We start from the raw sequence: 22409 nt of genomic DNA, 5'->3' as shown, positions 1-22409 counted from the left end.
TTATGGCCGGTTTTTCTATTGTATGGTTACGTAACGACTTGCGCTGTTATGACAATGCCGCTTTGCATGCTGCCTTGGAGTTAGGTTTGCCTGTGGTTGCTGTTTTTATTGCCACACCAACGACCTGGTTGCAACACCAGATGGCGCCGATAAAACAAGATTTGCTGCGCCGTCGTGTTCAGGCCATGCAACAGGAGCTTGCCGCTGTCGGCGGGCAGTTGTTGGCGCTGGAAGGCGGCAGTTATCAGCAATGTTCAGCCCAGCTTGTTGCTTTGGCGAAGCAAGGCGCTCAGGCTTTATTTGCCCAGACTGAATATGAAGTGCGTGAGCAACAAAGAGACAAAGCGGTCACTGCGGCGCTGGCAGAACTTGGGGTGCCTTGCCATTTTATCGACAACCAATGCCGTTTTGCGCCGGGTACAGTGCTGAGTAAAACCGGTGATGTGTATAAGGTGTTTACGCCCTTTAAAAAGACCTGGCTGCAAAAACTACAAAGCACTGGTTGTTATTGTTTGCCAAAACCGAAAAGCCTGAACACTGTGAGCTTAAAACTGCCAGATGGCGTGACACCCATGCTGGATGGGGATAACAGCTCTGCTGCTTATCCGGTTGCTGAGCAACAAGTGCTGGAGATGTTGCGCTCTTTTTGCCGTGAAAGAGTGTTGGACTATCAACAACAACGTGATTTCCCCGCAAAACCAGGTACTTCGGGTTTGTCGGCCTATTTAGCAATAGGTGTCATATCAGCGCAACAAGCGATAGCAAGGTTGCAGCTTGAATCTGGTGAGCAATGTTATCAGGAAGGCTCTGGCGCAGCTGTGTGGCTCAGCGAGCTGATTTGGCGGGAGTTTTACAAACATATTCTGGTGGCTTATCCAAAGCTGATTAAACACCAACCCTTTCAGCAGGATACTGCCGCTATTGTCTGGGGCAATAACAGCAAATGGTTTGATGCCTGGTGTCAAGGCCAAACCGGCTACCCTATTGTTGATGCTGCGATGCGCCAGCTGAATCAAACCGGCTGGATGCACAACAGATTACGCATGATAGTGGCCAGTTTTCTGGTGAAAGATTTACAAATCGACTGGCGCTGGGGCGAAGCCTATTTTATGTCAAAGCTGATTGACGGCGATTTTGCTGCCAATAACGGCGGCTGGCAGTGGGCCGCTTCAACAGGTACAGATGCTGCACCTTATTTCCGTATTTTTAACCCTGTCACCCAAAGTGAAAGATTTGATCCCAATGGCGATTTTATCCGTTTATTTGTGCCTGAGCTGGCGGCTTTAAGCAATAAGCAGATCCATTGGCCACACCCTCTGCCTATGTCGGTGCATTATGCCAAGCCCGTGGTGGACCACGCCAAAGCCAGGCTCAGAACCCTTGAAATCTTTAATGCGGTAAAAAAACCAGCCGGAGCAATCACAAGTGAGTGAACATACGGAAAAAGACAGCGGAATTATGCAAAGTTCAGCAAATTTACAGCAGTTCGTTGAGTTTTATAATGCTTTGTCTGCCAACAACCTCAAAAGCCTGGCCGCTATTTATCACCCGGATGTGCAGTTTATTGACCCTGTACATGAAATTCACGGTTTAGCGTCCCTGGAGCAGTATTTTGCCCATGCTTATGCAAGGCTCAGTAGCTGTCATTTTTTGCCTTTGCAACAGGCTGTACAAGGCAATCAGGGATTTCTCAGCTGGACTATGACCTTAAGCCATCCTGCTATTGCCGCTGGCAAAAACATTGAAGTGCAAGGTTGTACCGCACTGCAATGGCATAGCGACGGCCGCATTATTTACCATCGTGATTATTACGACCTGACTGATATGGTGTACCGGCATATTCCGTTGCTGGGTTGGCTGACCACAAAAGTTAAACAGAAAATGGCGCAGGATTAAGCAGTAAAGATGAAGGAACAAAACATGCGTATTGCAGTAATAGGCGGTGGTATCGCCGGAATGATGAGCTGGTATTTATTAAAGCGTGAACACCAGGTGACCTTATTTGAAGCCAATGATTATCTGGGTGGCCACACAGCCACTGTTGATGTTGAAGTTGCCGGGAAAAATTACGCCATAGACACAGGTTTTATTGTGTTTAATAACTGGACTTATCCGTTGTTTAACCGCTTTTTGACCGAACTCAAGGTGCCATTTCAACCAACTGAAATGAGTTTTTCCGTAAAAAAACCGTCAGCCAATCTGGAATACAATGGCAATACCCTCTGGAGTTTGTTTGCGCAAAAACGCAATCTGCTGCGACCATCGTTCTGGCGTATGTTGTGGCAAATAGTGCGTTTTAATAACACCGCAAAACAAATGCTGCTCGAAGACCATACCGATCTTGACCTGAAAATGGACGACTTTTTGCAAAAACATGGTTTTGGCAAAGAGCTGCGTGATCATTATTTGTTGCCGATGGGCGCTGCTATCTGGTCTTCCGGCCTGACTGAAATGCCCGACTTTCCGCTGCGGTTTTTCCTGCAGTTTTTTAAAAACCATGGTTTGCTGAATATCACAGACCGGCCGCAGTGGGCTGTGATCAAAGGTGGCTCACGCAGTTACGTTGAGGCCATGTTAAAACAATGTGGTGATGAAGGCATTCGCTTACAAAGCCCTGTCAAAGCCGTGCGCCGTTTTGCTGATTATGTAGAAGTTGAATTGCCGGATGGTCGTATTGAACAATTTGATCAGGTGGTGTTTGCTTGTCACAGCGATCAGGCGCTAAAACTGTTAGGCGATGCCAGCCTGGCAGAGCAACAAATTCTCGGTGGTATTGCCTATCAGGACAATCAGGTGACGCTACATACTGATCACAGTATTTTGCCCAAACGCCGTGCTGCCTGGGCTTCCTGGAATTATTTACTGGATGATAGTTCCAACCAGAAAGCAACCTTAAGTTACAATATGAACATACTGCAAGGCATTGAAAGTGAACACACTTTTGTTGTTTCACTCAATGCAGATCATCGTATTAAGCCACAAGCCATATTACGCACTTTTTGTTATGCCCATCCGGTGTATAACCATTTTACGATGTTGTCACAACAACGCCGTGCAGAAATAAACGGCCACAACCGCAGCTATTTTTGTGGTGCTTATTGGTATAACGGTTTTCATGAAGATGGCGTCAGAAGTGCTGTTGATGTGGCCGCTTTGCTTGGAGTCAGGTTCTGATGCAAGCAGGGCATGCCTGGTATAAAGGCCGGGTTGGTCACAAAAGGTATTTGCCTGAAGTTCATGATTTTGGTTATGACGTCAGTTATTTATGGCTTGATTTACAACAGCTTGACTCTCTTTCGTCTTTTGGTCGTTATTTAAGTTTGGAAAAGTTTGCCGCCTGGAGTTTCAGACGCAAGGATTACCTGCAAGGTGCAGATGATTTGGCGCAGGCGGTGAAAGACAAAGTGAAAGCGTTGGGGGGCGACAAAGAAGTGCAGCTGGTTTTTTTATTAAGCCCGCTGGCAAACTTCAACGTATTTTTCAGTCCACTCAATTTGTACTACTGTTATGCTGATGGTAAGCCTTTGTATTTACTAGCAGAAGTAAGTAATACACCCTGGAATGAACGACATTATTATTTAATACCGCTTCAGACTGAAGGTGACACTGAGTTTTGCCATGATAAAAATTTCCATGTGTCGCCTTTTAATCCACTGGATATGCAATATCAATGGAAAATCAACCAGCCAGAAACTGAGCTGCAGCTTAGCATCAGCAACTGGCGGCTTGGTGAGCGTGTTTTTAGTGCCTGGCTGGATTTAACCCGGCATGAACTTAATAAACCCAGTCTGCAACAGCAGCTGATCCACACGCCCTGGCAAAACGTACAAGTGGTGTTTCGAATTTATTGGCATGCGCTGAAACTTTTGTTTAAAAGATTACCTGTGTATGGCCATCAGCAGCCTAAGGATCCTTCATTATGACATTTTCACTTGCAGACTCGTCGGTGCTGGCCAATCTGGGCGTACTGGACAAAATTTGCCGTAATCTGATGCTGGGCTATCTGGCCAAATTACAACATGGTTGTATTGAACTGGTAGAAGACCATGACAAACAACTGCTGGGTGATCCCCATGCCGACTTGCGTATTACTTTAACTGTGGTCGACCCTGCCTTTTATCAAAAACTGGTGCTCGGAGGCTCGGTTGGTGCTGGAGAATCTTATATCGAAGGCCATTGGCGCACTGATAACCTGACAGCGCTGGTGCAGATTTTTGCCCGCAATATGGCGTTGTTAGATGAACTTGAGTCTGGCTGGGCGCGTTTAAGTAAACCAGCGCTGAAATTATTAAACTGGCGTAACCGTAACTCAAAAGCACAATCAAAAAAGAATATTTCCGCCCACTATGACTTGGGTAACAGCATGTATCAGCTGTTTTTAGACGCCAGTATGATGTATTCAAGTGCGGTTTATCCAACGCCTGACAGCAGCCTGGCAGAAGCGCAACAACACAAACTCAGATTAATTTGCGACAAGTTGCAGCTGAAATCTGGTGACCATCTGATGGAGATTGGCACTGGCTGGGGCGGTCTGGCCATTTTTGCCGCCCGTAATTATGGCTGCAAGGTGACCACCACCACCATTTCGCGGGAACAACATGATTATGCCAAAGCGCAAATCGAAGCTGCTGGGTTAGAGCAGCAAATAACCCTGTTATTTCAAGATTACAGAGAGCTTAGTGGCCAGTACGACAAACTAGTGTCTATTGAAATGATTGAAGCCGTTGGCCATGAATATCTGGACGGTTATTTTGCCAAGTGTTCAAGCCTGCTTAAACCTGACGGTCTGATGTTATTGCAGGCTATTACCATTGCCGATCAACGTTATGAATTTTACCGGCGGGAAGTGGATTTTATTAAAAAGTTTGTGTTCCCGGGCGGTTGCCTGCCTTCCATGTTCCGGATGACTCAGGCCGCAGCGCAACACACTGATCTGGTAATACGTCAGGTGCAGGATATTGGTCTGGATTACGCCCGCACTTTAGCGGATTGGTGCAGTAATTTTATGGCGGCGCGTGATGCTGTGCATCAATTGGGTTATGACGATCGTTTTGTGCGGCTCTGGCATTTTTACCTTTGTTATTGTGAAGGTGGTTTTTTAGAACGCGCCACCAGTGCTGTGCATCTGGTGCTGAGTAAACCCGGTCACCGCCAACCACTTTGAGGCGGCTGATTTACCATTGGAGCCGAACTATGTTATAACTTTCTTAAGCTAAACAAATAGTTCGGTCCAATGGACCAGAACAGGTGGTTCTGCAATATGGCATCTGTGTTATGGATAAAGCGCGATGAGTTGCGCTATGGATGAATGGTCTGCAGCACAGCCTGCTGATGTGTGCCAGCTGCAGCAACAAAATAAAGAGTTGTTGCAGCAGCGCCACGAATTGTTGCAACAAAATCTGCAGTTGCAACGCGAAACATCAATTTTGCACCTTATTAATAAACTGGCGTTGCAGCTTAATGAGCTGATGACGCCAGCTGAGATTTACCCTTTTGTTGCACAACAAGTGGCGGCTGCACTTGGTTTCGAAGATTGCGCTATTTTTGTCGCTGACGTTGCAACACAAAGCCTGCAGCGGGTGGCTGCTGTAGGGTCTAGAGATTTACCTCATCATCAGGGGCTGGGGATGCTGGCTTATGGCCAGGGTATTGTCGGCCAGTGCGCGGTGCAACAGACAAGCATTCTGGTGCCCGATACCCGGCAATGCCAGTATTATTTGCAAGACGTGTCTGAACGTTTGTCTGAACTGGCGGTGCCGGTATTAGAACAAGGCGAATTATTAGCTGTTATTGACTGTGAACAGTGGGACGCGCATTTTTTTAATGAACAACATCAGCAAATTCTGGAGCATGTTGCTTCTATTCTCAGTAGCAGGTTGCGTAAGTTGCAGGATCTGGCGGCACTTGAACAGTCGATTCAAAAACTGGAATACGCCGAGCTGGTCCAAAAAGCTTTGTTTAATATTGCTTCATTAAGTTATGACGCCGAAGATTTTACCGCCTTTTATCAGCATATCCATCAGAACGTCAGCTCATTAATTTACGCACCAAACTTTTATATCGCTTTGTTTGATGATCAGGATGAAGTGCTGCATTTTCCGTATTTTGTTGATACCACTGAACATATCAGCCCTACCACCATCTACCCCAAAGAAATTCTGGCAAACAGCTTAACAGGTTATGTATTTCGTACCGACCGGCCTTTACTGGCGGACAGGGCTATGCTGGAAGAATTTGACCGCACCAAAGAAGTGACAGCTTATGGCTCTGCACCTGAAAGCTGGCTTGGTGTGCCGTTTCGCTCCGGTGATGCAGTGCGTGGTGTGGTGGTGGTGCAAAGTTACGATCCTGGCATCAGTTATGATCAAAAAGATTTAGAGCTGCTGACCTTTGTATCCCAGCATATTTCCAGTGCGCTGGAACGTGCTTTTGTACAACAAAGGTTGCGTCATCAGGCGCTGCACGACGCCCTGACAAATTTGCCAAACCGTATTTTGTTTATTGATAGGGTTAATCATGCCTTTAAACGCCGTTTAAGGTATCCGGACAAAGTGGTGGCCGTGCTGTATCTGGATCTTGACCGTTTTAAGATGGTCAACGATACCCTGGGGCATCAGGTTGGTGATGAATTTCTGATTGCGGTTGGCCATGCCCTGAAAAGTTGTTTACGACAAAATGATACGCTGGCGCGGCTTGGTGGTGATGAATTTGCCATTCTGCTGGAAGATGTACAGAGTTTTGCTGATGTGGTTGAAGTGGCGGAACGTATAGCGGCGCAGCTACAGCAGCCTTTTGTGTTAAAACAACACCAGCTGCAAACCTCTACCAGTATTGGTATTGCCTTTGCGGATGTCAGTACCGAACAGTTGGATACGGATGAGCTGATCCGTCGTGCCGATATTGCCATGTATCAGGCAAAACAAGATGGCAGGGGCATTTGGCGGCAGTTTTGTGCAGAAATGGATTTTGCTACTACAGCACATTATCAGCTGGAGACTGAATTAAAAGCGGCACTGCAAACAAATCAGTTTGATTTGTATTATCAGCCTATTGTTGATTTGGCGCAGGAACATACCCTGGGTTTTGAAGCGCTGATCCGCTGGCAACATCCGGAGCGGGGTTTGGTGCTTCCAAATGAGTTTATTCCGCTGGCAGAAGAGCTGGGTTTGCTGCAGCAGATTGATTTGTATGTGGTGCAGGCTGCTGTAAAACAACTGGCGACATGGCGGCTGGATTTTGCCAACCCGTTTTATGTCAGTGTCAATGTGTCTGGCCGAAGTTTCTCCGACGCAGATTTTTCGCACAAGGTGTTGGAATTGCTGGCGCAGGCCGGGGTGCAGCCTTTTTATCTTGCGATTGAAATTACCGAAAGTGCCCTGATAGATAAAATGGCACAGGCCAAAATGAGTATTGATTGTTTGAGGGCTGCAGGTGTCAAAGTGTTGCTGGACGACTTTGGTACCGGTTATTCCAGCTTAAGTTATCTGCATGAATTTCAATTGGATGTGTTAAAAATTGATCGCAGTTTTATTGCCGGCATCAGGCCGCGTATTCAGGAAAATGCCGTAGTGAATACCATTATTACCCTGGCAAAAACCCTTTCTTTAACAGTCATTGCCGAAGGTATTGAAACCAGCCTGCAACGTAAATTATTGTCAGAGCTTGGTTGTGATGCAGGTCAGGGTTATTGGTTTGCCAAAGCGGTAACGGCCAAAGAAGCCAGCGCCTGGCTCAGATAAAAGATGTGACAGGTTTAGCTGATTGCGGGCTCAGTGATATGGTCTGAGCCCGGGCTGGCAAGATTTTATTGTCAATTTAAAACCACCTCCTATGGAGGTGGTTTTTTATTTTTTCAGCAAAATCCGGCTTGGTTCAATCTCAATTTTGCCTTCTTTCATTAAACCGCCAATGGCTTGTTTAAAAACTTTTTTACTGACACCAAAAGCGGCATAAATTGCTTCAGGTTCACTTTTATCCGACAGCGGCAATTCACCGCCGGCCACTGTTAATTTTTCAATAATTTGTTCAGCAAAACTGATGGTTTTGGCATAACCAGGTTTATCGAGCAGCAAATCAATTTTGCCATCGTCCCGCACTTTGCCAATATAAGCTTTACAGCGGTAACCACGACGCAGCGGCTTAAACACCTGATCTTTATACAAAACACCCCAGTGTTCGTTATCAACCACAGCTTTGTAACCTAAATCTGTAGGTTCAGTGACCAGAATTTCTACTTCATCACCGCGCTGATAAACCGGTGTGGTTTTACCAATAAATTTATCCAGTTTGCTGGAAGCAACAATACGGTTGCTGCGGTCGACATAACAATACACCAGATAACTGTAATCCTGCTGCATTGGTACTGCCTGTTCGGAAAAAGGCACCAGCAAATCTTTTTTCAGACCCCAGTTTAAAAAAGCACCCACTTTGGTGGTTGCTACTACTTTTAACTGTGCCACCTGGCCTACCATCACCAAAGGTTTTTCGGTGGTGGCAATCAGCTGGTCCTCAGAATCCAGATATAAAAACACTTCAACTGAACTGCCTAAATCCAGATCTTTGGGTACATAACGGCGTGGTAACAGAATGTCACCCCAACTTTTGCCATCGAGATACACGCCAAATTCAACCTGCTTTTTCATCACTAAGGTGTTGAGTTTGCCTAAAAACATAATTACTCCAACGTAAAAAGAGGGGAAGTGGCAGCTTTGAGCACGATAGGGTTTATCACAACAGACTGCTGATTGTCAGCAAACCACAGCTGACCTTCCTGAATGGTACATTGCAGCTGCATACTGCGCTGACAAAGTGTAGCAAGAGCGGCAGATTCGTCTGCTTTTATCGCAACCACAGTCAGGTTGTTCAGCTCCTGCGCGCCTTTTTGCACGTCTTTCCACCATTTATCCACCACAGTGCCACCATAAGCGAGCACTAAACCTTGTTTGGCTCTGTGGCTGGCGCGGCGCAGCAGTTTTTCGTCCGGTAAACCCAGTTCAACCCAAAGTTCAATTTCACCACTTAAGTTGTGTTGCCACAAATCAGGTTCACTGTCTTCAGAAATACCTTTGCCAAATAACAACCGTTCGTCAGCACAAAGCGTAAATGCCACCAAACGTAACATCATTCGTTCTATGGTTTCGGACGGATGTTGTGCCAGCGTCAGGTTATGGGTTTGATAATAGTGCCGTGTCATATCGGCAATTGCGAGTTCAGCTTTATAAATGGTTGCTTTAAGGGCCATGCGCCAGAAATCCTGCTTCCCAGATTGAATTGGGGTGACGGTTGGGAAAGGGCGCTAGTGTAAACGTTTTTTGTGGTTGAAGGTATGTCAGCCTTTGAAAATAGCGTTGGTGCTTTGCAGTGCTAACTTACGTTGTTGCAGGCGCTGCCAGATTTTTTCATGAAAGACATAACCCACTGTATTGACGGCAGGTTCAACCAAAGCTACCAGGCCACCAACAATAATGTCGCCGGTGAGTAAATAAGCCACAGTAAAAGCGATACTAAAGTGCATAATGGCAAAACTCAGGGTTTTTAACATGATGTGGCATCCAAAGCTGGTTAATACGCAAATGATAGTTGTTCGCATTTATGTTTTCCAGCGTTATTATTGGTTTCAGATCATCGGAAAAATCAATCAGGATGGGGAAGTTGTTTTGGTGTTGTAACGATAACAAAGGTGCAGTTGTGACTAGCTTAGGGCGTCATTTTTATGTATCCGCCCGCCGTGACTATGCTGCGTGATGGTTTTCCCGGGGTTACAGACCCTCACAAAGGTTGTTAAAAATGAGTATGGATTGCCGCGATTTTCTCGACGTTAAACAATATGAGTTTTTAATGAATTATTTTATGCGCCGGCAAAAAGAGCTGGGTTTAGCAGAGCTTGCGGAGCCTTTGTCTTATGACGGTGACAGCCAATATGACCGGCTGGCGGCGCAGCTGATGGCAGAGGCAGCACTGGCCTATAAAGAGCGTTTTTCAGCAGAAGCGCCTGCGATAGTGTTTACCAACCTGTTTCATCTGGCGGAGCTTGAGCTTAGCGGCAAAAGAGTGGTGCGGCCCAAAGTCAGTAAAAATCTGCAATAAGCTTGCTAAAAAAGCAGCTAACAGCCTTTAGGGTTGCTGTGAAGGTAAACGTTTCAGTGCGTCGGTCAGCATAGGTAAATCGAGCCGCTGCTCCAGCCGTACTGCAGTGCCGGCCGACCAGACGCTAAAACTACCGTCTTCTTCTACTACCAACATTTTGTCTTTGCGAAAGCTATACAGCTGATTATTAAGAATATTTAGTTTGGTTTGGCTTTGTGGCTGCAATAAATTATCGCCACTCCAGTTTTGCTGGTTGTAACAACCCAGCTCGGCCAGCAAGGTTGGCAAAATATCCAGATGTTGAGTGACGTCGCTGATGCGCATCTGTTGCAACTGTGGCCAACGATACCAAAAAGCAGCTGCACCAAGCGCAAATTTATCACTTTGGCCTTGTAGCTCAAGTACCAGCAAAGGGCCGTCGTTCGCTTGCTGCAGCAATGGTGTCAGTTCATCGTCGTTGTCTAATAAATGCCAATGCAACAAAGCTGTTGTGGATGTTTTTTGTGTTTTTAGCCAGGGCAGTTGTTGTTGCCAGTTGTTTCCGGCATAAAAAGCGACATAACCCGGAGGAAGCTGCTTGAGCCAGTCCGGTGCTTTTTGTGTTTCGTTCTGCGCCATGTCGGCGTATAACAAATTGTCCACAGCCTGTGTTTTGGCCACTGGCGCAAAGTGAGTATTCATTGGCCGCAGGCCCAGTTGTTTCAGCTGTGCCTGTTGTACCGTGGTTAGCTTGTTAAGCAGGATCAAATGCACAGGCGCTGTATTGGCGGCAGCGGCGCAGCTGAGTTGCACCGGTAATTGCCGCAGTGCCGCTGGCTGCAGCCAGTTTTGTTGCAGCTCAGTGGCGTTTGCTGAAGTTTCCAGCAAGTTATAACGCGCCAGCATAGTGCGGGCTGTTGCCGGGTAACTAAAAGGCAGAATATTGTCCTGACGGGTAATCGCATCGTTTTGGCTGGCGTCGCCCCAGATATGCAGCAAGTGACTGAATACAAAACTACCAAGCAACAACACCAGCGCCGGTTTGCCAACACCAGAATGGCCTAAACGGGCAATTTTTTTCCAGCAAAAGTTACTCAGTACCAGTTGCAGCCATAAAAGCAGCGCCGCTACTGCAGCAGTGATTAACACAAAGTTGCGTAAATTGGTCACCACCTGCTGGCGTAATAAATCTAAGGTTTGTTCATAAGAAGCAGAGCCTGCGTGATACCCCAGGCTGTGATAGACATAAGCGTCAAAAATAAGTGCAACAAAACCGCCGGTAGCAAGCGAAGCGGCCAAGCCCCGCACATGGCGCTGATAAGGAAAAATCAGACTGACCGGAAATATAGTGATGATAAAAAACAAAAAACAGATAAAAGCGGTATGACCCAACCAGGTGAACAACAGATAAATCCAGCCAATCGCAGATTGTGGTAAGGGATCGGCCAGAAAATAACTGCCGGTCACCACTAAGGCCAGCAATACATTAAAAAAGGTAAACCAGTGGCCCCAGCGTAATAACCGGTCAATTTTATTGACAAGTGACAGGTTCTGCTCGAGCACCATAAAAAGTTAGTGCGCCTTGCTGCTGACGGCGTCCTGTAACGCCTGACTGAAGTGTTTGGCCACTTCACCCTGTTGGGCGGCAGGTACATTTGTTTTGATAATGTGGCTGATGGTATTACCCAGGCACATCAAACTTAATTCGGTGGTGGCGTTTTGTTGCCGCAAGGTTTCCAACAGAATGTTGACAAGGGTTTCGATTTGCTGGTTGGAATACTTGGATTGGATCGGCATGAATTACTCTGAAATTAACTGAATGAAACAGGTAGAATATTAACAGAAATCCATTTAAACAGGAAAACTTATGTCTGTCGATGTGCACCTGCTGGCAATTAATTATATCGAAGCCAATGAATCTGCTCAGTTAACAGCGCATTTCCGTCAGGAACTGGTGCCGGTCAGCCAACAAGTGGCTTTGCTGCTGGAGCAGCTGCATTTAGCTTATAACGGCAAACCGGCCAAAGGTTATGCAGCATTTAACAGCGGTAAAAATCCGGAGTTTTGTGACGCTATTCATCAGTGGCAACAACAAGAACGTAATTTTGTCAGTCTGGCTGAACTCGCCACTGGCCAGTTGGTGGTGGAACTAACCAAACATCAAATTCCGGAAACCGGTTATTTTATGTTGTGTCATTACCGTTATCTGGCCAACGAATACCTGCTTATTGCACTTTTGGGCAGCAAAGAGCATTTTTCAGTGTCGGCCGATTTACAACTGTCCAGCGCCAAACATCTGGATATTGCCCGCATGCAGCTGGCGGCAAGGCTGGATTTAACTGAATATCAAATGTCGCCTGAGCAGGGCAAATACATCAGTTTTATCCGCGGCAGAGCAGGGCGCAAAGTGGCGGACTTTTTCCTCGACTTTTTAGGTTGTGAAGAAGGCGTTGACGCTAAACAAAGCAGCAAAGTGGTGCTGGCTTCGGTGGAAGAATATCTGGCCGAAGGCGATTACGACAGCGCGGAAAAACATGACGTGCGTAAGCAGGTATATCAATATTGTGAAGAACGCGCCAAACAGGGTCAGGATGTGACTTTGCAGGAGCTTTCAGCAACAGTCGACAGCTCAGATGACCATGCTTTTGCCCGTTATTGTACTGAACGTGAGTTGCCGGTGGCGGAGCAATTCCCCGTCGATGTAAAAGAGTTAAAAACGCTGGTGAAATTTTCCGGTGCCGGCGCCGGGTTAAGTCTGAGTTTTGAGCAAAAACTGCTGGGTGATAGAGTGCAATATGACGCCGAGCGCGATGTGCTGGTCATTAAAGGCACACCACCCAATTTGCGCGACCAGTTGCAGAAGTTTATCCGTGGTTATTCCAGTTTTGACCGCAATAAAGAAGATTAAATCTGACACTGTTTGCTGTGGTTAAGCCGCAGCAAACAGCGTATTCGTTTTGGCAGGCGAGGCTTTGTGCACTGCGTTTGTGACTAAAACCGGCCAATCAATGCCGGTCTATCATTACACCTGACTCTGGTCGTTATCCTGAGTGCTGTTTTGTGATGCAGTGGCATCCTGGTCCGGCGTTGTTTTTTCACTGTTTTGTACCACCACTGGTGCTGTTGTCGCTGCGGCCTGCGCTTTTTGCTGCTGTTGCTGGCTGCTGCTTTGCGGTTTACCTGGTTTCAGTGGACGTTGATTTTTTTTGCTGCCATGTTTAAGCAGCGCCAGATTGGCGGCAATTAAACCCACCACTAACAATAACATTCCGATAAAAGTCCAGCTCACAGAGCCTCCTTACAAATATTTAATACATAACGCTGAAAAATGTCCGGCAGATATTGTTCAATCAACGGTTTTTCAGTCAAAGAACTTTGTGCAATAGCTTGTTGCAACATTAGAAGTTCAAATTGTTGCAGATAAAAATCAGACAAAGGTTGGTAACTTAAGTGCCACGGCTCTGCTGCCACGCCGCCCTGATATTGTTGATAAGGCCGGAAAAAGCCAAAATCGCCGGCATATTGGGCAAGCCACATCGCCAATTTGTGAAAAGGCCCACCGGCCTGATATTCAGCCTCCTGCAACTGAAGCTGATAATTGCTAGCAACAGCCGCAGCGTCAAATACATCCAGATCTGTGCCCCAATGATGACGGCTGGCACCTGGCAAGGCCGAATATAACAACACAGCCTCGAGTTTGGCAAAACCAGTAAACTTTTGAATATCAAGCTGTTGTTGCTGCTGATCATACACAGCTCTGTGCCCCGACATTTTGCCGTTCCAGATGGCCGCCTGGCGGTCAAAACTGCGATAAGCAGATGCCACCGCAAGCTCAATACCATCCAGCCGGGCCGCTTGTTGCATTTTTGCCAAAGCGGCCGCACTTTGCCGTTCCAGCTGCAAAGCCTGGTTTTCAACACTTACAGAAACTAAATCCGGCGGCTCAAGGCCTGTCAGCAGCCTGGCTAGGTTCATTGGCACAACATCTCATGCAACATGAGTTCGTACATATCAGTTAATAGTTCGAGGTCCTGTACGCTGACACATTCATTAATTTTATGAATAGTGCCGTTACAAGGGCCAAGCTCCAGCACCTGAGCCCCGGTGGGCGCGATAAAACGACCATCGGACGTACCGCCTGAAGTTTCCAGCGATGGGGTAAAACCCTGGGTTTGTTCAACAGCCTTAACAGCTGCCGCCACCAAAGCACCACTGTCCGTTAAAAACGGCAGACCGTTTAACACCCAATCCATTTTGTAGTTGAGCTGATGTTTATCCAAAATGGCGAGCACTTGCTGTTGCAGCTGCTCGGCCGTCACTTCTGTGCTGTAACGGAAGTTAAAGGTGAGGCTCATTTCACCAGGCACCACATTGGTAGCGCCTGTGCCGGCATGAATATTAGAAATCTGAAAACTGGTGGCCGGGAAAAACGCATTGCCATGGTCCCAAACTTGCTGACTGAGTTCAGCCAGCGCAGGTGCTGCCAGATGAATGGGGTTTTTGACCAGATGCGGATAAGCCACATGGCCCTGCACACCCAAAACGGTCAGATAACCCGTTAATGAACCACGGCGGCCGTTTTTAATCACATCACCCACAGCTTTAGTGCTGGAAGGTTCACCCACTAAACACCAGCGGATTTTTTCCTGCCGGGCTTCCAGCACTTCAATCACTCTTTTGGTGCCGTTAATAAAAGGACCTTCTTCATCGCTGGTAATTAAAAAAGCGATATCGCCGGTAAGCTCAGGTTTTTTCGCTAAAAAGCGCTCAGTGGCCACTATCATGGCGGCCAGGCTGCCTTTCATATCGGCAGTGCCACGGCCATACATCATGCCGTCGATAATAGTGGGTTCAAAAGGTGGCGTATGCCATTGCTCCAGCGGCCCTGTAGGCACCACATCGGTGTGACCGGCAAAACAAAACAGCGGTTTGCCCTGACCACGGCGCGCCCATAAATTTAACGTGTCTTCAAAAAACATCGACTCAATCTGAAAACCCAGTTTGCTTAAACGATCTGCCATCAGCTGCTGGCAGCCTTCGTCAGCAGGGGTGACAGAAGCACGGCGGATCAGTTCTGCCGTCAGTGCCACCACCGGACTCAGTTCAGCGGAAGTTGTTACTTCAGTGCCGGAAAAACTATTTGGGTTCATTGTGCACCTGTGAGTAACTGCTGATATTGTTCGGCTTTAAAACCAAGATGGAAACTGCCGTTGATATCAAGCAACGGCCTTTTAATTAAAGCGGGTTGCGCCAGCATCAGTGCCATGGCTTTTTCTACCGTCAAATCGGTTTTATCTGTTTCAGGCAAAGCCCTGTAGGTGGTGCCTTTGCTATTGAGCAGAGCCTGCCAACCCAGAGCATCGACAAATTGTTGTAATAAATCGCGGCTCAGTCCGTCCACTCTGTAGTCGATAAACTGATGTTCAGCGCCGGCTTGGGTTAAAAAAGCCCGTGCTTTTTTCATGGTGTCACAATTTTTAATGCCGTAAATTTTAATCATGATGTTTACTTTTTCAGGCGTTGATAAAGTGGCCTGACACCTGAAAATTCTGGTGTCAGAATGCCAGTCAGGCCGAATGGCCACTGCCGGCAGCGCTTAACTCGACAAAAAATAATGGATCTTGCCAGACTTCGTGATAGCAACTGCGATACCAGATGTTGCCAAATCTGCTGTGTTGTTTCAGCGTGATCAGACAATACAGCGGCTGCACCCACTGACTGAGCAGGGCAACATCAAAATGCAGCACAGTTTGTCCTGCTGTCACCGTTGTTTTATTGTCAATCTGCCAGTCAAAACCACGGCCATGCTGCGTCAGGCATTGTGGTGGAAAATGAATATCGAGCTGCAAACCATTGGCATGGCAAAATCTGAGTTGTTGTCCTGCCTGGTCCTGACGAATACAAATACCGGCAAAAGGCGCCTTTAGCTGATGTCCTTGCAACAATAACATCACGCCTTCACCAAAATAACCCGCAGCTGCTGCCGGCTCTGTTGCTTGTGACAAAGGCATCACCATACCGCTTGCCGGGCTTTGAATAGTCAGCCCCTGAGTTGCAGGCAACACAGTGGTCTGCTGCATTTTGGAAAAAGGCACCGGCATGCTGTTGTTTCTCCGACAAAATAATCCCTTGATACTACCCAAAGAGCAAGGTTAAAGGCTAGCAGAATTCGGTTTTTTTCGTGTTTGGCAGCAAGTCAAAAAACCACGGCATGCGTTGTGCCGCTGTTGTTTGGTCTTTATAACATCAAAAAAGAAAATGTGATTTTACTGGTTTTGGTGGTGAAAAGTTTCTGAAACCGTTGTTTTTCGATGTCAGATTCGGATGCATGACGCTGTGAGGCAGGGTTTATTCGGAAAAAGTTGTCCACAGATTCTGTGGACAACTTTGTGTATTTCTCTGTTTAGAATGTGTAACTTATTAAAAAATAACATTTAATGCGAATGGCATATTTTTTGTTATATCAGCATTTTTGTAAAAACGTGTGAAGATGCCAAAAAATAGCAATTTAATGATGCCAATCAAAGCGACTGTGCATTTATCCAGCTCTTTTGCGAATGAAACCGCAGTTATTGTCGGGAAAACTTACAGTATGTACCGATAAAGCTCTGCTTCAGGTTCTGATCTGATGCAGCTTTGTAGTCGCAAGCTGGCCGACAAAGCTGCAGTTATGCTAAGGTAAAAGGCAATGCAATAGGTCGTGGGGTTCAGATGCAGCGCAGTTTAATTGCCACCCTGCAACATGGGGTTCTTTACAGTCGGACCTGGCCATTAGTCAATGAGCTCAACAGTGTCTTTCCGGAAAATCAAATTATTCGCCTGACTAAAAGAGCGCAACAGCTGTTGCCCGCGCTCAGTGTGATTTCGCTGGTTGTGCAGTTGCAGTGGATGGGGCAAAGTTATCTGGCTCCCGCTTTGGCCAGTGCTTTGTTTATGTTGTCTTTACCACTGCAGGGTTGGTATTGGCTCGGAAAAAGGGCTGATTCTGTGTTACCACCTGCCATGTTGCAGTGGTATCTGGAGATTGCCGATAAAATGCAGCACCAAGGGGTTGCTGTGCCACGCCCTGCAGCTAAACCCTGTTATGCCGATTTGGCCACTTTGTTAAGTCTGGCCGTGCGGCAGCTGGATAAAACCTTTATCCGGCAATGGCTGTAACAAGGTTTTCGTCAGCTCCATAACAAGACTCCTTCAAGGTGACAGGCCAAATTTGTGTATGCTGTGTTTGCAGATACAAGGTCAGGCTTGTTTTATTGCCCGTTTCCCTTGAGTAGCCTTGTTGGGGGGCATGTAGTTTTGTTGGTTACGACGGTGTGGCAGGCTGATAAGTCGCCACCCATTCAGGCCGGTACACCAGCAATAAAGTCATGGCCATACCGTTTAGAATCGCCTCCGGCAGTGCCAGCAATGGCGACATCACCAGATAAGCATTAAAGTCATAAGCTGCATCGGGTTGTAATAACAATATCGCGCTGCTTTGCAGCAGGACAAACATCACTGTACACAAGGCTGAGCCGATAAAAGCCGTCAGAAAAATATACACAAACAGATGTCTGCCACAGTATTTATTCACCAGCCACAACTGCAGATAACTTTGCACCGCCAGCACCGTCAGAACAGTCCAGTTAATGAGCTGCTGTGTTGTTGTGCCCAATTTGGCCGGCACTACCAATAAAGTGGCGATGGCAGTGGTGAGTAAAATTGCGGGGATCAACAATAAACTAAGACGCAACCCCAACAGCAAAGTGGCGCTGGTGATCCCCAGAAAATGCAGGGCTGGTCCATCAGGCAGCTGCGCTTTGATTTGCCACAGCACCAGCAGGCAAAGCCCGGTTGCTGCAAACAACTGGCGGATCTGTGCCTGGCGCCACAACAAACAAAGCTTTTTGTCCAGCGTCAGAAAATACAGAGGAATTAGCCAGCACAGTAGCCAGAACATGATTGAAGTCTCTGATTTAATTTAAATCACTCTGCCCGCAACGCTTGTGGGACAGAGTGTTAGCATAGGTGACAAGGTTATGCTTTTACAGTTTAAAGGTTGACCAGACAGGCGCATGGTCTGATGGTCTTTCCATAGCGCGTAAATCATAGTCTACGTCAGATTCGATACATAAAGCGGCCAGGGGGGCTGTTGCCATCACCACATCAATACGCAGCCCTCTGTTATCATCAAAACCTTTGGAACGATAATCAAACCAGCTGTAACGTTCGGTGCGCTCCGGATGTAAAGCGCGGAAAGTATCAATCAGACCCCAGTCTTTCAGGCGTTGCAGCATGTCACGCTCTTCCGGTAAAAATGAACATTTGCCTTCTTTTAACCAACGTTTGCGATTGGGCTCACCAATACCAATATCCAGATCAAGGGGTGAAATATTAATATCGCCAATCACTGCCACTAAATCATCAGGGCTGTGATTTTGTTGCAGGTAATGCATTAAATCGGCGTAGAATTTTTGTTTGGCTGGAAATTTGGTTGGGTGGTCACGATTTTCACCTTGTGGGAAATAACCGTTGAGCAAGGTAAAAACACGGCCATCAGGGAGTGTCCAGCGGCCAATCAACATGCGGCGCTGAGCATCAGCTTCATCACCGGGGAAACCATACAACATATTGTCTGCCGGCGTTTTGCTGAGAATAGCCACACCATAATGGCCTTTTTGGCCAAAATGATAAACCGAATAACCCAGCGTTTTTACTTCATCCATCGGAAATTCATCATCATGGACTTTAATTTCCTGCAGACCGATAAAATCAGGCTGGTGTGTTGTTACCAAAGCGGCCAGTTGGTGTGGACGTGCACGCAGCCCGTTAATATTAAAAGAAATAACTTTCATGTTTGCCTAAACCTTTCCCAAGTCTGAATTGCCTTTGTCTGGCATCATACCATCAAGATCCACAGGCTGCTAAGTCCCGGACTTGCTGTAATTATGTTGCTTCCGTTATGCTGCGGCACTTTGATAACCAACGGGAATGCTGCTGTTGTCTGAAATTTGCCAGTTTACTTCCTTGCCTTATCAACTGAAGCGGTCGGCACGTCGTCGTAGCGTTGCGTTGCAGATCCGAAACGGCGCTCTGACGGTGTTGGCCCCGGTTGCCGTGGCAAAACAGCAAATTGAACATTTTATTTTGCAAAAGCAGCACTGGGTAGAACGCCATCTGAAAGCACAACAACAAAGTGTTGTGACACCGGATTATCTGCTGAGTGCGTTGTTGCCGTTGCTTGATGAAAAACTACAGCTAAAAGTGGTCACCGATAAAGTCAGTGCAGTCAGTCGCGATGGTCAGACTCTGTGGCTGCAATTGTCGGCTCGGGTCAGTACCGGGCGTCGCCGGCAAAAACAGCTTGATCTGTTAAAGAGCTGGTATCAGCAACAGGCGCAACAATGGTTTACTGCTCGTGTGTTTTATTGGCAGCAGCAGATGCAGGTGCAACCGGCTGATATTCAGATTAAAAACTGGCAGCGAAAGTGGGGCAGTTGTACCAGCAAAGGTCTGCTCAGCTTTAACTGGCGGCTGATGTTGGCCCCTGCTTGGGTCGCTGATTATGTGGTTGTGCACGAGCTGGCACATTTAACTCATATGGATCATTCACCGGCGTTTTGGCAACGGGTGGCGTTGTTTTACCCAGAGTTTCAGCAGGCCAAAGGCTGGTTTAAACAACATCAGCATTTATTGGATTTGTGTTGACGGGGACAAGGGGCCGGGAAAACTGATATTTAGCTGTTGTCTGTTCTGAGTTTAGGCAAAATGATCTGTTGTGTGAGCTTGTACACCCAACTGAACACCGCTATTTGTTGGTATTTCTGTGTGGCAGGGCTTTATTTATGCCAACTATTTCTGTTTTAATCGCACACCCGACTCAGAGACGTAAAAAGCCGGCACTCCAAAAACAGCAAACAGCCGGCCCGGATCCAGGACCTCAATAATGACAAATCAACTTAAACTGCAGCAGTTGTTAAAATTGCTTGATCTGACCCGTTTAACCGACAACGATACCAGTGCCGACATGGCGGATTGGTTAGCTGCTCATATGTTGCCGGCACAGTTGCCAGCCGCATTTTGTGTATATCCGGCTTTTTTAACACAGTGCCGTGAGCGTCTGCAGCAACTGGGTGTACAAAGCCGGTTGGCAACAGTCGTTAATTTCCCAAGCGGCAATTGTGCAGCGGATATGGTGGTGCAGGAAATTCAGCAGGCGTTGATGCTTGGTGCCGATGAGATTGACTGTGTCTTGCCTTACCAGGCGTTATTGGCCGGCGATACCGGTCGGGTAAAAAGTTTTTTATATGATGTTCGCGAAGCCTGTGGTGCACATTGCCTGAAAATTATTATTGAATCCGGCGAACTGGTCACACCACAACAAATTATCAAAGCGACCGAACTTGCCATTGAATGCGGTGCTGATTTTGTAAAATCATCCACAGGTAAAGTGCCTGTGGGTGTGACTATGGAAGCTGCCCGTATTATGTTAACAGTAATAGCTGCAGCTAAAAAACCTGTTGGCTTTAAGGCATCAGGTGGTGTGCGCACCCTGGCGCAGGCAGTGGAGCTGGTTGCTATGTATGAAGAAATAACAGGGCGTCTGGCGCAACCTGAACTGATGCGTATTGGCGCCAGTGTGCTGCTGGCTGAATTGATGGCTCAGCTTACGCCATAATTACTCAGCTGCTTTGTTTCAGCTCCTGCCGGTAACCCTGATACTGCTGTTGTAACTGGGCAAAACGTTGCTGGTGGTGCGCCATCAGCAGTTCCTGTTCAATGGTTTTAAAAATTTGCCGGCAGCGCTGATAAAGCGCAAGCGACTTTTGTTTTTGTTGTGATTCCAGTACCTGCAGCATCGCCTGAATTAAATTCAGCGCAGCGCCGGTGTTACCCGGCGCCACTTGTAGCGCCTGTTCAAACAGCTGCATGGCTTCCTGATATTTGCCTTCCTGATACCTGTCCATGCCGGTTTTATTCAGAGCCGTCAGTTGTTGACGTTTGTCCTCAGAGTGCAGTTGATGTTGGCTGAGCATTTGTGCCAATACCGGATCCTGCGAATTGTTGTCACTGAGCATTGCCAAAAAATGGTCGGCACCTTCGAACTCACCGATATCAATTAATAACATCACCAAATCGGGCACATCAGGCTCTGTGCCTTTGATGCTGTCACAAATTTTGTCTGCGGCTTTTTTCGCCTGATGGTATCGCCCCTCAATGGCATCAAGCCTGGCCATACAAAGTTGTTCAAACCTTTCAAAATCAACGTCTTTAAGTAAAAGTTCATCTTTCTGGCTGCGGTGCAGTAGCAGCAGGGTTTCTTGTTGTAATTTATTACGTTTGGCCGGTTCGTCGATACTGACAATAGCGTCAAGCATGGTTCTGATGTAATTGAGAAGATGACTGACATCTTGTTTGGCGGTGCGCCTTGTCAGTTCGTAAATTTGTTTGCTTGCCTGCACCATATCCATCGGGCTTGCCGCCTCACGGGCAACTTTTAGCAATAAATACTGCCGGCCAAGCTGGAAAGGTGCAATGTAAATTGCCTGAGTGACACTTTGCATGGCGCCTTCTGTGTCCCCTTGTGCCAGTTGGCAATTGCATTTGATGTCCAGCGCCTGAGCACAGAGCCGGTTCAGTTCAATAATTTCATCACATAACGCCAGACAACGTTGATGGTCTTGTTGCTGTAAGCGGAATTTGGCTTCTAACAACAAGGCCCAGGTCGGCCGGCGTTGTTGCATGCTGTCACTCAGCAGGCTTTCCAATGCTGAAAAATTTTGTTGGTTTAATAAAGTTTCGGCCAGTACCCGCCGGCAATATTGTTCATAACGGCCGTTGGCGGCTATTTCCTTTTCACATTCAACAATCACTTCAGCACTTTGGTGCAGGTACAAAGCTTCATATAAAGCGGCTAAATGTTGTTTTTTATGTTGAAGTTTTAACAGACGGGTTTTCAGCAGGCTCTGCGAAAAAGGTTTGATCAGGTAATCATCAGGCTCGGTTTCAACGGCACTCATCACCATGGTGACGGTGTTTTCACCTGTGACAATAATAAAAATAGCGCTGGCTTTCAGTAGTTGTTTTTCCCTTAAGTCTTCCAGCAACTGGCGGCCATTTTTACCGGCACCCAGATTGTAATCGACAAAAAGTAAATCAAATTCGGTTTGGCCACAGCGGCTGAGCGCCTGTTCCCCGCTGCTGGCAAACTGAATATTGACCATACCTAAACTTTTCAGGATACCTTTGAGCATCACCTGAAAAGGGCGTTGATCATCCACTACAAGTATTTGAAGTCCGGACAAATTTAATTTGTGCATGCAGAGCGCCGGTCGCGAAAACCTGACTAGATTGTGCGAAACAAA

Annotated in this window: 24 protein-coding genes; 11 read left to right on the top strand and 13 right to left on the bottom strand. The window is 47.0% G+C overall.

Annotated elements, in window-relative coordinates; all coding sequences use genetic code 11:
- Positions 1 to 2 precede the first annotated feature (2 nt).
- The 6 genes from phrB to RCH83_RS16205 all read left to right on the top strand — a co-directional run bounded on the left by phrB (position 3) and on the right by RCH83_RS16205 (position 7739).
- The gene (phrB, locus tag RCH83_RS16230) at positions 3 to 1433 is read left to right on the top strand and encodes a deoxyribodipyrimidine photo-lyase (RefSeq protein WP_306523831.1); all 1431 of its coding nucleotides are present in this window, start codon (positions 3 to 5) and stop codon (positions 1431 to 1433) included.
- Positions 1426 to 1896, top strand: coding sequence for a nuclear transport factor 2 family protein (locus RCH83_RS16225; protein WP_306523830.1), 471 nt, complete (start codon positions 1426 to 1428; stop codon positions 1894 to 1896). The genes phrB and RCH83_RS16225 overlap by 8 nt, the downstream gene beginning before the upstream one ends.
- Positions 1897 to 1920: 24 nt before the next feature.
- Positions 1921 to 3174 carry an NAD(P)/FAD-dependent oxidoreductase gene (locus RCH83_RS16220; protein WP_306523829.1) on the top strand — a complete coding sequence of 418 codons (1254 nt, stop codon included), beginning with the start codon at positions 1921 to 1923 and terminating at the stop codon, positions 3172 to 3174.
- On the top strand, positions 3174 to 3923 hold the full coding sequence (locus tag RCH83_RS16215; RefSeq protein ID WP_306523828.1) for a DUF1365 domain-containing protein: 750 nt from the start codon (positions 3174 to 3176) through the stop codon (positions 3921 to 3923). The genes RCH83_RS16220 and RCH83_RS16215 overlap by 1 nt, the downstream gene beginning before the upstream one ends.
- Positions 3920 to 5164: a cyclopropane-fatty-acyl-phospholipid synthase family protein gene (locus tag RCH83_RS16210; protein ID WP_306523827.1), complete on the top strand. Its 1245-nt coding sequence runs from the start codon at positions 3920 to 3922 to the stop codon at positions 5162 to 5164. The genes RCH83_RS16215 and RCH83_RS16210 overlap by 4 nt, the downstream gene beginning before the upstream one ends.
- 136 nt (positions 5165 to 5300) lie before the next feature.
- Entirely contained in the window at positions 5301 to 7739 is a 2439-nt protein-coding gene (locus RCH83_RS16205; protein ID WP_306523826.1) for an EAL domain-containing protein, read from the top strand.
- A 105-nt stretch (positions 7740 to 7844) separates the two neighbouring features.
- Here the strand turns inward: RCH83_RS16205 and RCH83_RS16200 are convergent, their stop codons facing one another.
- The 3 genes from RCH83_RS16200 to RCH83_RS16190 all read right to left on the bottom strand — a co-directional run bounded on the left by RCH83_RS16200 (position 7845) and on the right by RCH83_RS16190 (position 9541).
- Positions 7845 to 8672, bottom strand: a complete 828-nt coding sequence (locus RCH83_RS16200; RefSeq protein ID WP_306523825.1) for a S1 RNA-binding domain-containing protein — start codon at positions 8670 to 8672, stop codon at positions 7845 to 7847.
- A 2-nt stretch (positions 8673 to 8674) separates the two neighbouring features.
- Complete coding sequence (locus RCH83_RS16195) at positions 8675 to 9241, bottom strand: YaeQ family protein (RefSeq protein ID WP_306523824.1); 567 nt, start codon at positions 9239 to 9241, stop codon at positions 8675 to 8677.
- Positions 9242 to 9328: 87 nt separating this feature from the next.
- The gene (locus RCH83_RS16190; RefSeq protein ID WP_306523823.1) at positions 9329 to 9541 is read right to left on the bottom strand and encodes a DUF2061 domain-containing protein; all 213 of its coding nucleotides are present in this window, start codon (positions 9539 to 9541) and stop codon (positions 9329 to 9331) included.
- Between the two features lie 245 nt (positions 9542 to 9786).
- Between RCH83_RS16190 and RCH83_RS16185 the strand changes: the two genes are divergently transcribed.
- A complete protein-coding gene (locus RCH83_RS16185) occupies positions 9787 to 10086 on the top strand; it encodes a hypothetical protein (RefSeq protein ID WP_306523822.1) in 300 nt (99 codons plus the stop codon).
- A 27-nt stretch (positions 10087 to 10113) separates the two neighbouring features.
- Here the strand turns inward: RCH83_RS16185 and RCH83_RS16180 are convergent, their stop codons facing one another.
- Together RCH83_RS16180 and RCH83_RS16175 are read right to left on the bottom strand one after the other, a co-directional pair.
- Positions 10114 to 11631 carry a DUF3413 domain-containing protein gene (locus RCH83_RS16180; RefSeq protein ID WP_306523821.1) on the bottom strand — a complete coding sequence of 506 codons (1518 nt, stop codon included), beginning with the start codon at positions 11629 to 11631 and terminating at the stop codon, positions 10114 to 10116.
- 6 nt (positions 11632 to 11637) lie between these two features.
- Complete coding sequence (locus RCH83_RS16175) at positions 11638 to 11862, bottom strand: DUF1414 domain-containing protein (RefSeq protein WP_306523820.1); 225 nt, start codon at positions 11860 to 11862, stop codon at positions 11638 to 11640.
- Positions 11863 to 11932: 70 nt separating this feature from the next.
- On the opposite strand from RCH83_RS16175, the gene yejK reads away from it, so the two are divergent.
- The gene (gene yejK / locus RCH83_RS16170) at positions 11933 to 12973 is read left to right on the top strand and encodes a nucleoid-associated protein YejK (RefSeq protein ID WP_306523819.1); all 1041 of its coding nucleotides are present in this window, start codon (positions 11933 to 11935) and stop codon (positions 12971 to 12973) included.
- A 114-nt stretch (positions 12974 to 13087) separates the two neighbouring features.
- On the opposite strand, the gene RCH83_RS16165 is transcribed toward yejK, so the two are convergent.
- The 5 genes from RCH83_RS16165 to RCH83_RS16145 form a co-directional block, all read right to left on the bottom strand.
- Complete coding sequence (locus tag RCH83_RS16165; protein ID WP_306523818.1) at positions 13088 to 13354, bottom strand: hypothetical protein; 267 nt, start codon at positions 13352 to 13354, stop codon at positions 13088 to 13090.
- On the bottom strand, positions 13351 to 14040 hold the full coding sequence (locus RCH83_RS16160; protein WP_306523817.1) for a M15 family metallopeptidase: 690 nt from the start codon (positions 14038 to 14040) through the stop codon (positions 13351 to 13353). The genes RCH83_RS16165 and RCH83_RS16160 overlap by 4 nt, the downstream gene beginning before the upstream one ends.
- Positions 14037 to 15167 (bottom strand): succinyl-diaminopimelate desuccinylase, encoded by a 1131-nt coding sequence (gene dapE / locus RCH83_RS16155; protein ID WP_373689805.1) that lies wholly within the window; start codon positions 15165 to 15167, stop codon positions 14037 to 14039. The genes RCH83_RS16160 and dapE overlap by 4 nt, the downstream gene beginning before the upstream one ends.
- Before the next feature lie 44 nt (positions 15168 to 15211).
- A complete protein-coding gene (locus RCH83_RS16150) occupies positions 15212 to 15565 on the bottom strand; it encodes an ArsC family reductase (protein WP_306523815.1) in 354 nt (117 codons plus the stop codon).
- Positions 15566 to 15632: 67 nt separating this feature from the next.
- A complete protein-coding gene (locus tag RCH83_RS16145) occupies positions 15633 to 16166 on the bottom strand; it encodes a PTS glucose transporter subunit IIA (RefSeq protein ID WP_306523814.1) in 534 nt (177 codons plus the stop codon).
- Positions 16167 to 16776: 610 nt separating this feature from the next.
- Here RCH83_RS16145 and yfbV point away from each other — a divergent pair.
- A complete protein-coding gene (yfbV, locus tag RCH83_RS16140; RefSeq protein WP_306523813.1) occupies positions 16777 to 17223 on the top strand; it encodes a terminus macrodomain insulation protein YfbV in 447 nt (148 codons plus the stop codon).
- Positions 17224 to 17368: 145 nt separating this feature from the next.
- On the opposite strand, the gene RCH83_RS16135 is transcribed toward yfbV, so the two are convergent.
- Positions 17369 to 18004 carry an energy-coupling factor ABC transporter permease gene (locus RCH83_RS16135; RefSeq protein WP_306523812.1) on the bottom strand — a complete coding sequence of 212 codons (636 nt, stop codon included), beginning with the start codon at positions 18002 to 18004 and terminating at the stop codon, positions 17369 to 17371.
- Between the two features lie 85 nt (positions 18005 to 18089).
- The gene (gene xthA / locus RCH83_RS16130; protein WP_306523811.1) at positions 18090 to 18899 is read right to left on the bottom strand and encodes an exodeoxyribonuclease III; all 810 of its coding nucleotides are present in this window, start codon (positions 18897 to 18899) and stop codon (positions 18090 to 18092) included.
- Between the two features lie 145 nt (positions 18900 to 19044).
- Here xthA and RCH83_RS16125 point away from each other — a divergent pair, with 145 nt between their 5' ends.
- The gene (locus tag RCH83_RS16125) at positions 19045 to 19752 is read left to right on the top strand and encodes a M48 family metallopeptidase (RefSeq protein WP_306523810.1); all 708 of its coding nucleotides are present in this window, start codon (positions 19045 to 19047) and stop codon (positions 19750 to 19752) included.
- Between the two features lie 238 nt (positions 19753 to 19990).
- Positions 19991 to 20722 carry a deoxyribose-phosphate aldolase gene (deoC, locus tag RCH83_RS16120; RefSeq protein WP_306523809.1) on the top strand — a complete coding sequence of 244 codons (732 nt, stop codon included), beginning with the start codon at positions 19991 to 19993 and terminating at the stop codon, positions 20720 to 20722.
- Between the two features lie 4 nt (positions 20723 to 20726).
- On the opposite strand, the gene RCH83_RS16115 is transcribed toward deoC, so the two are convergent.
- Positions 20727 to 22364 carry a response regulator gene (locus RCH83_RS16115; RefSeq protein ID WP_306523808.1) on the bottom strand — a complete coding sequence of 546 codons (1638 nt, stop codon included), beginning with the start codon at positions 22362 to 22364 and terminating at the stop codon, positions 20727 to 20729.
- Between the last annotated feature and the right edge of the window lie 45 nt (positions 22365 to 22409).

The organism is Rheinheimera sp. (assembly GCF_030824435.1).
Lineage (GTDB): Bacteria > Pseudomonadota > Gammaproteobacteria > Enterobacterales > Alteromonadaceae > Pararheinheimera.
This window is presented reverse-complemented; position numbering and strand designations above follow the sequence as displayed.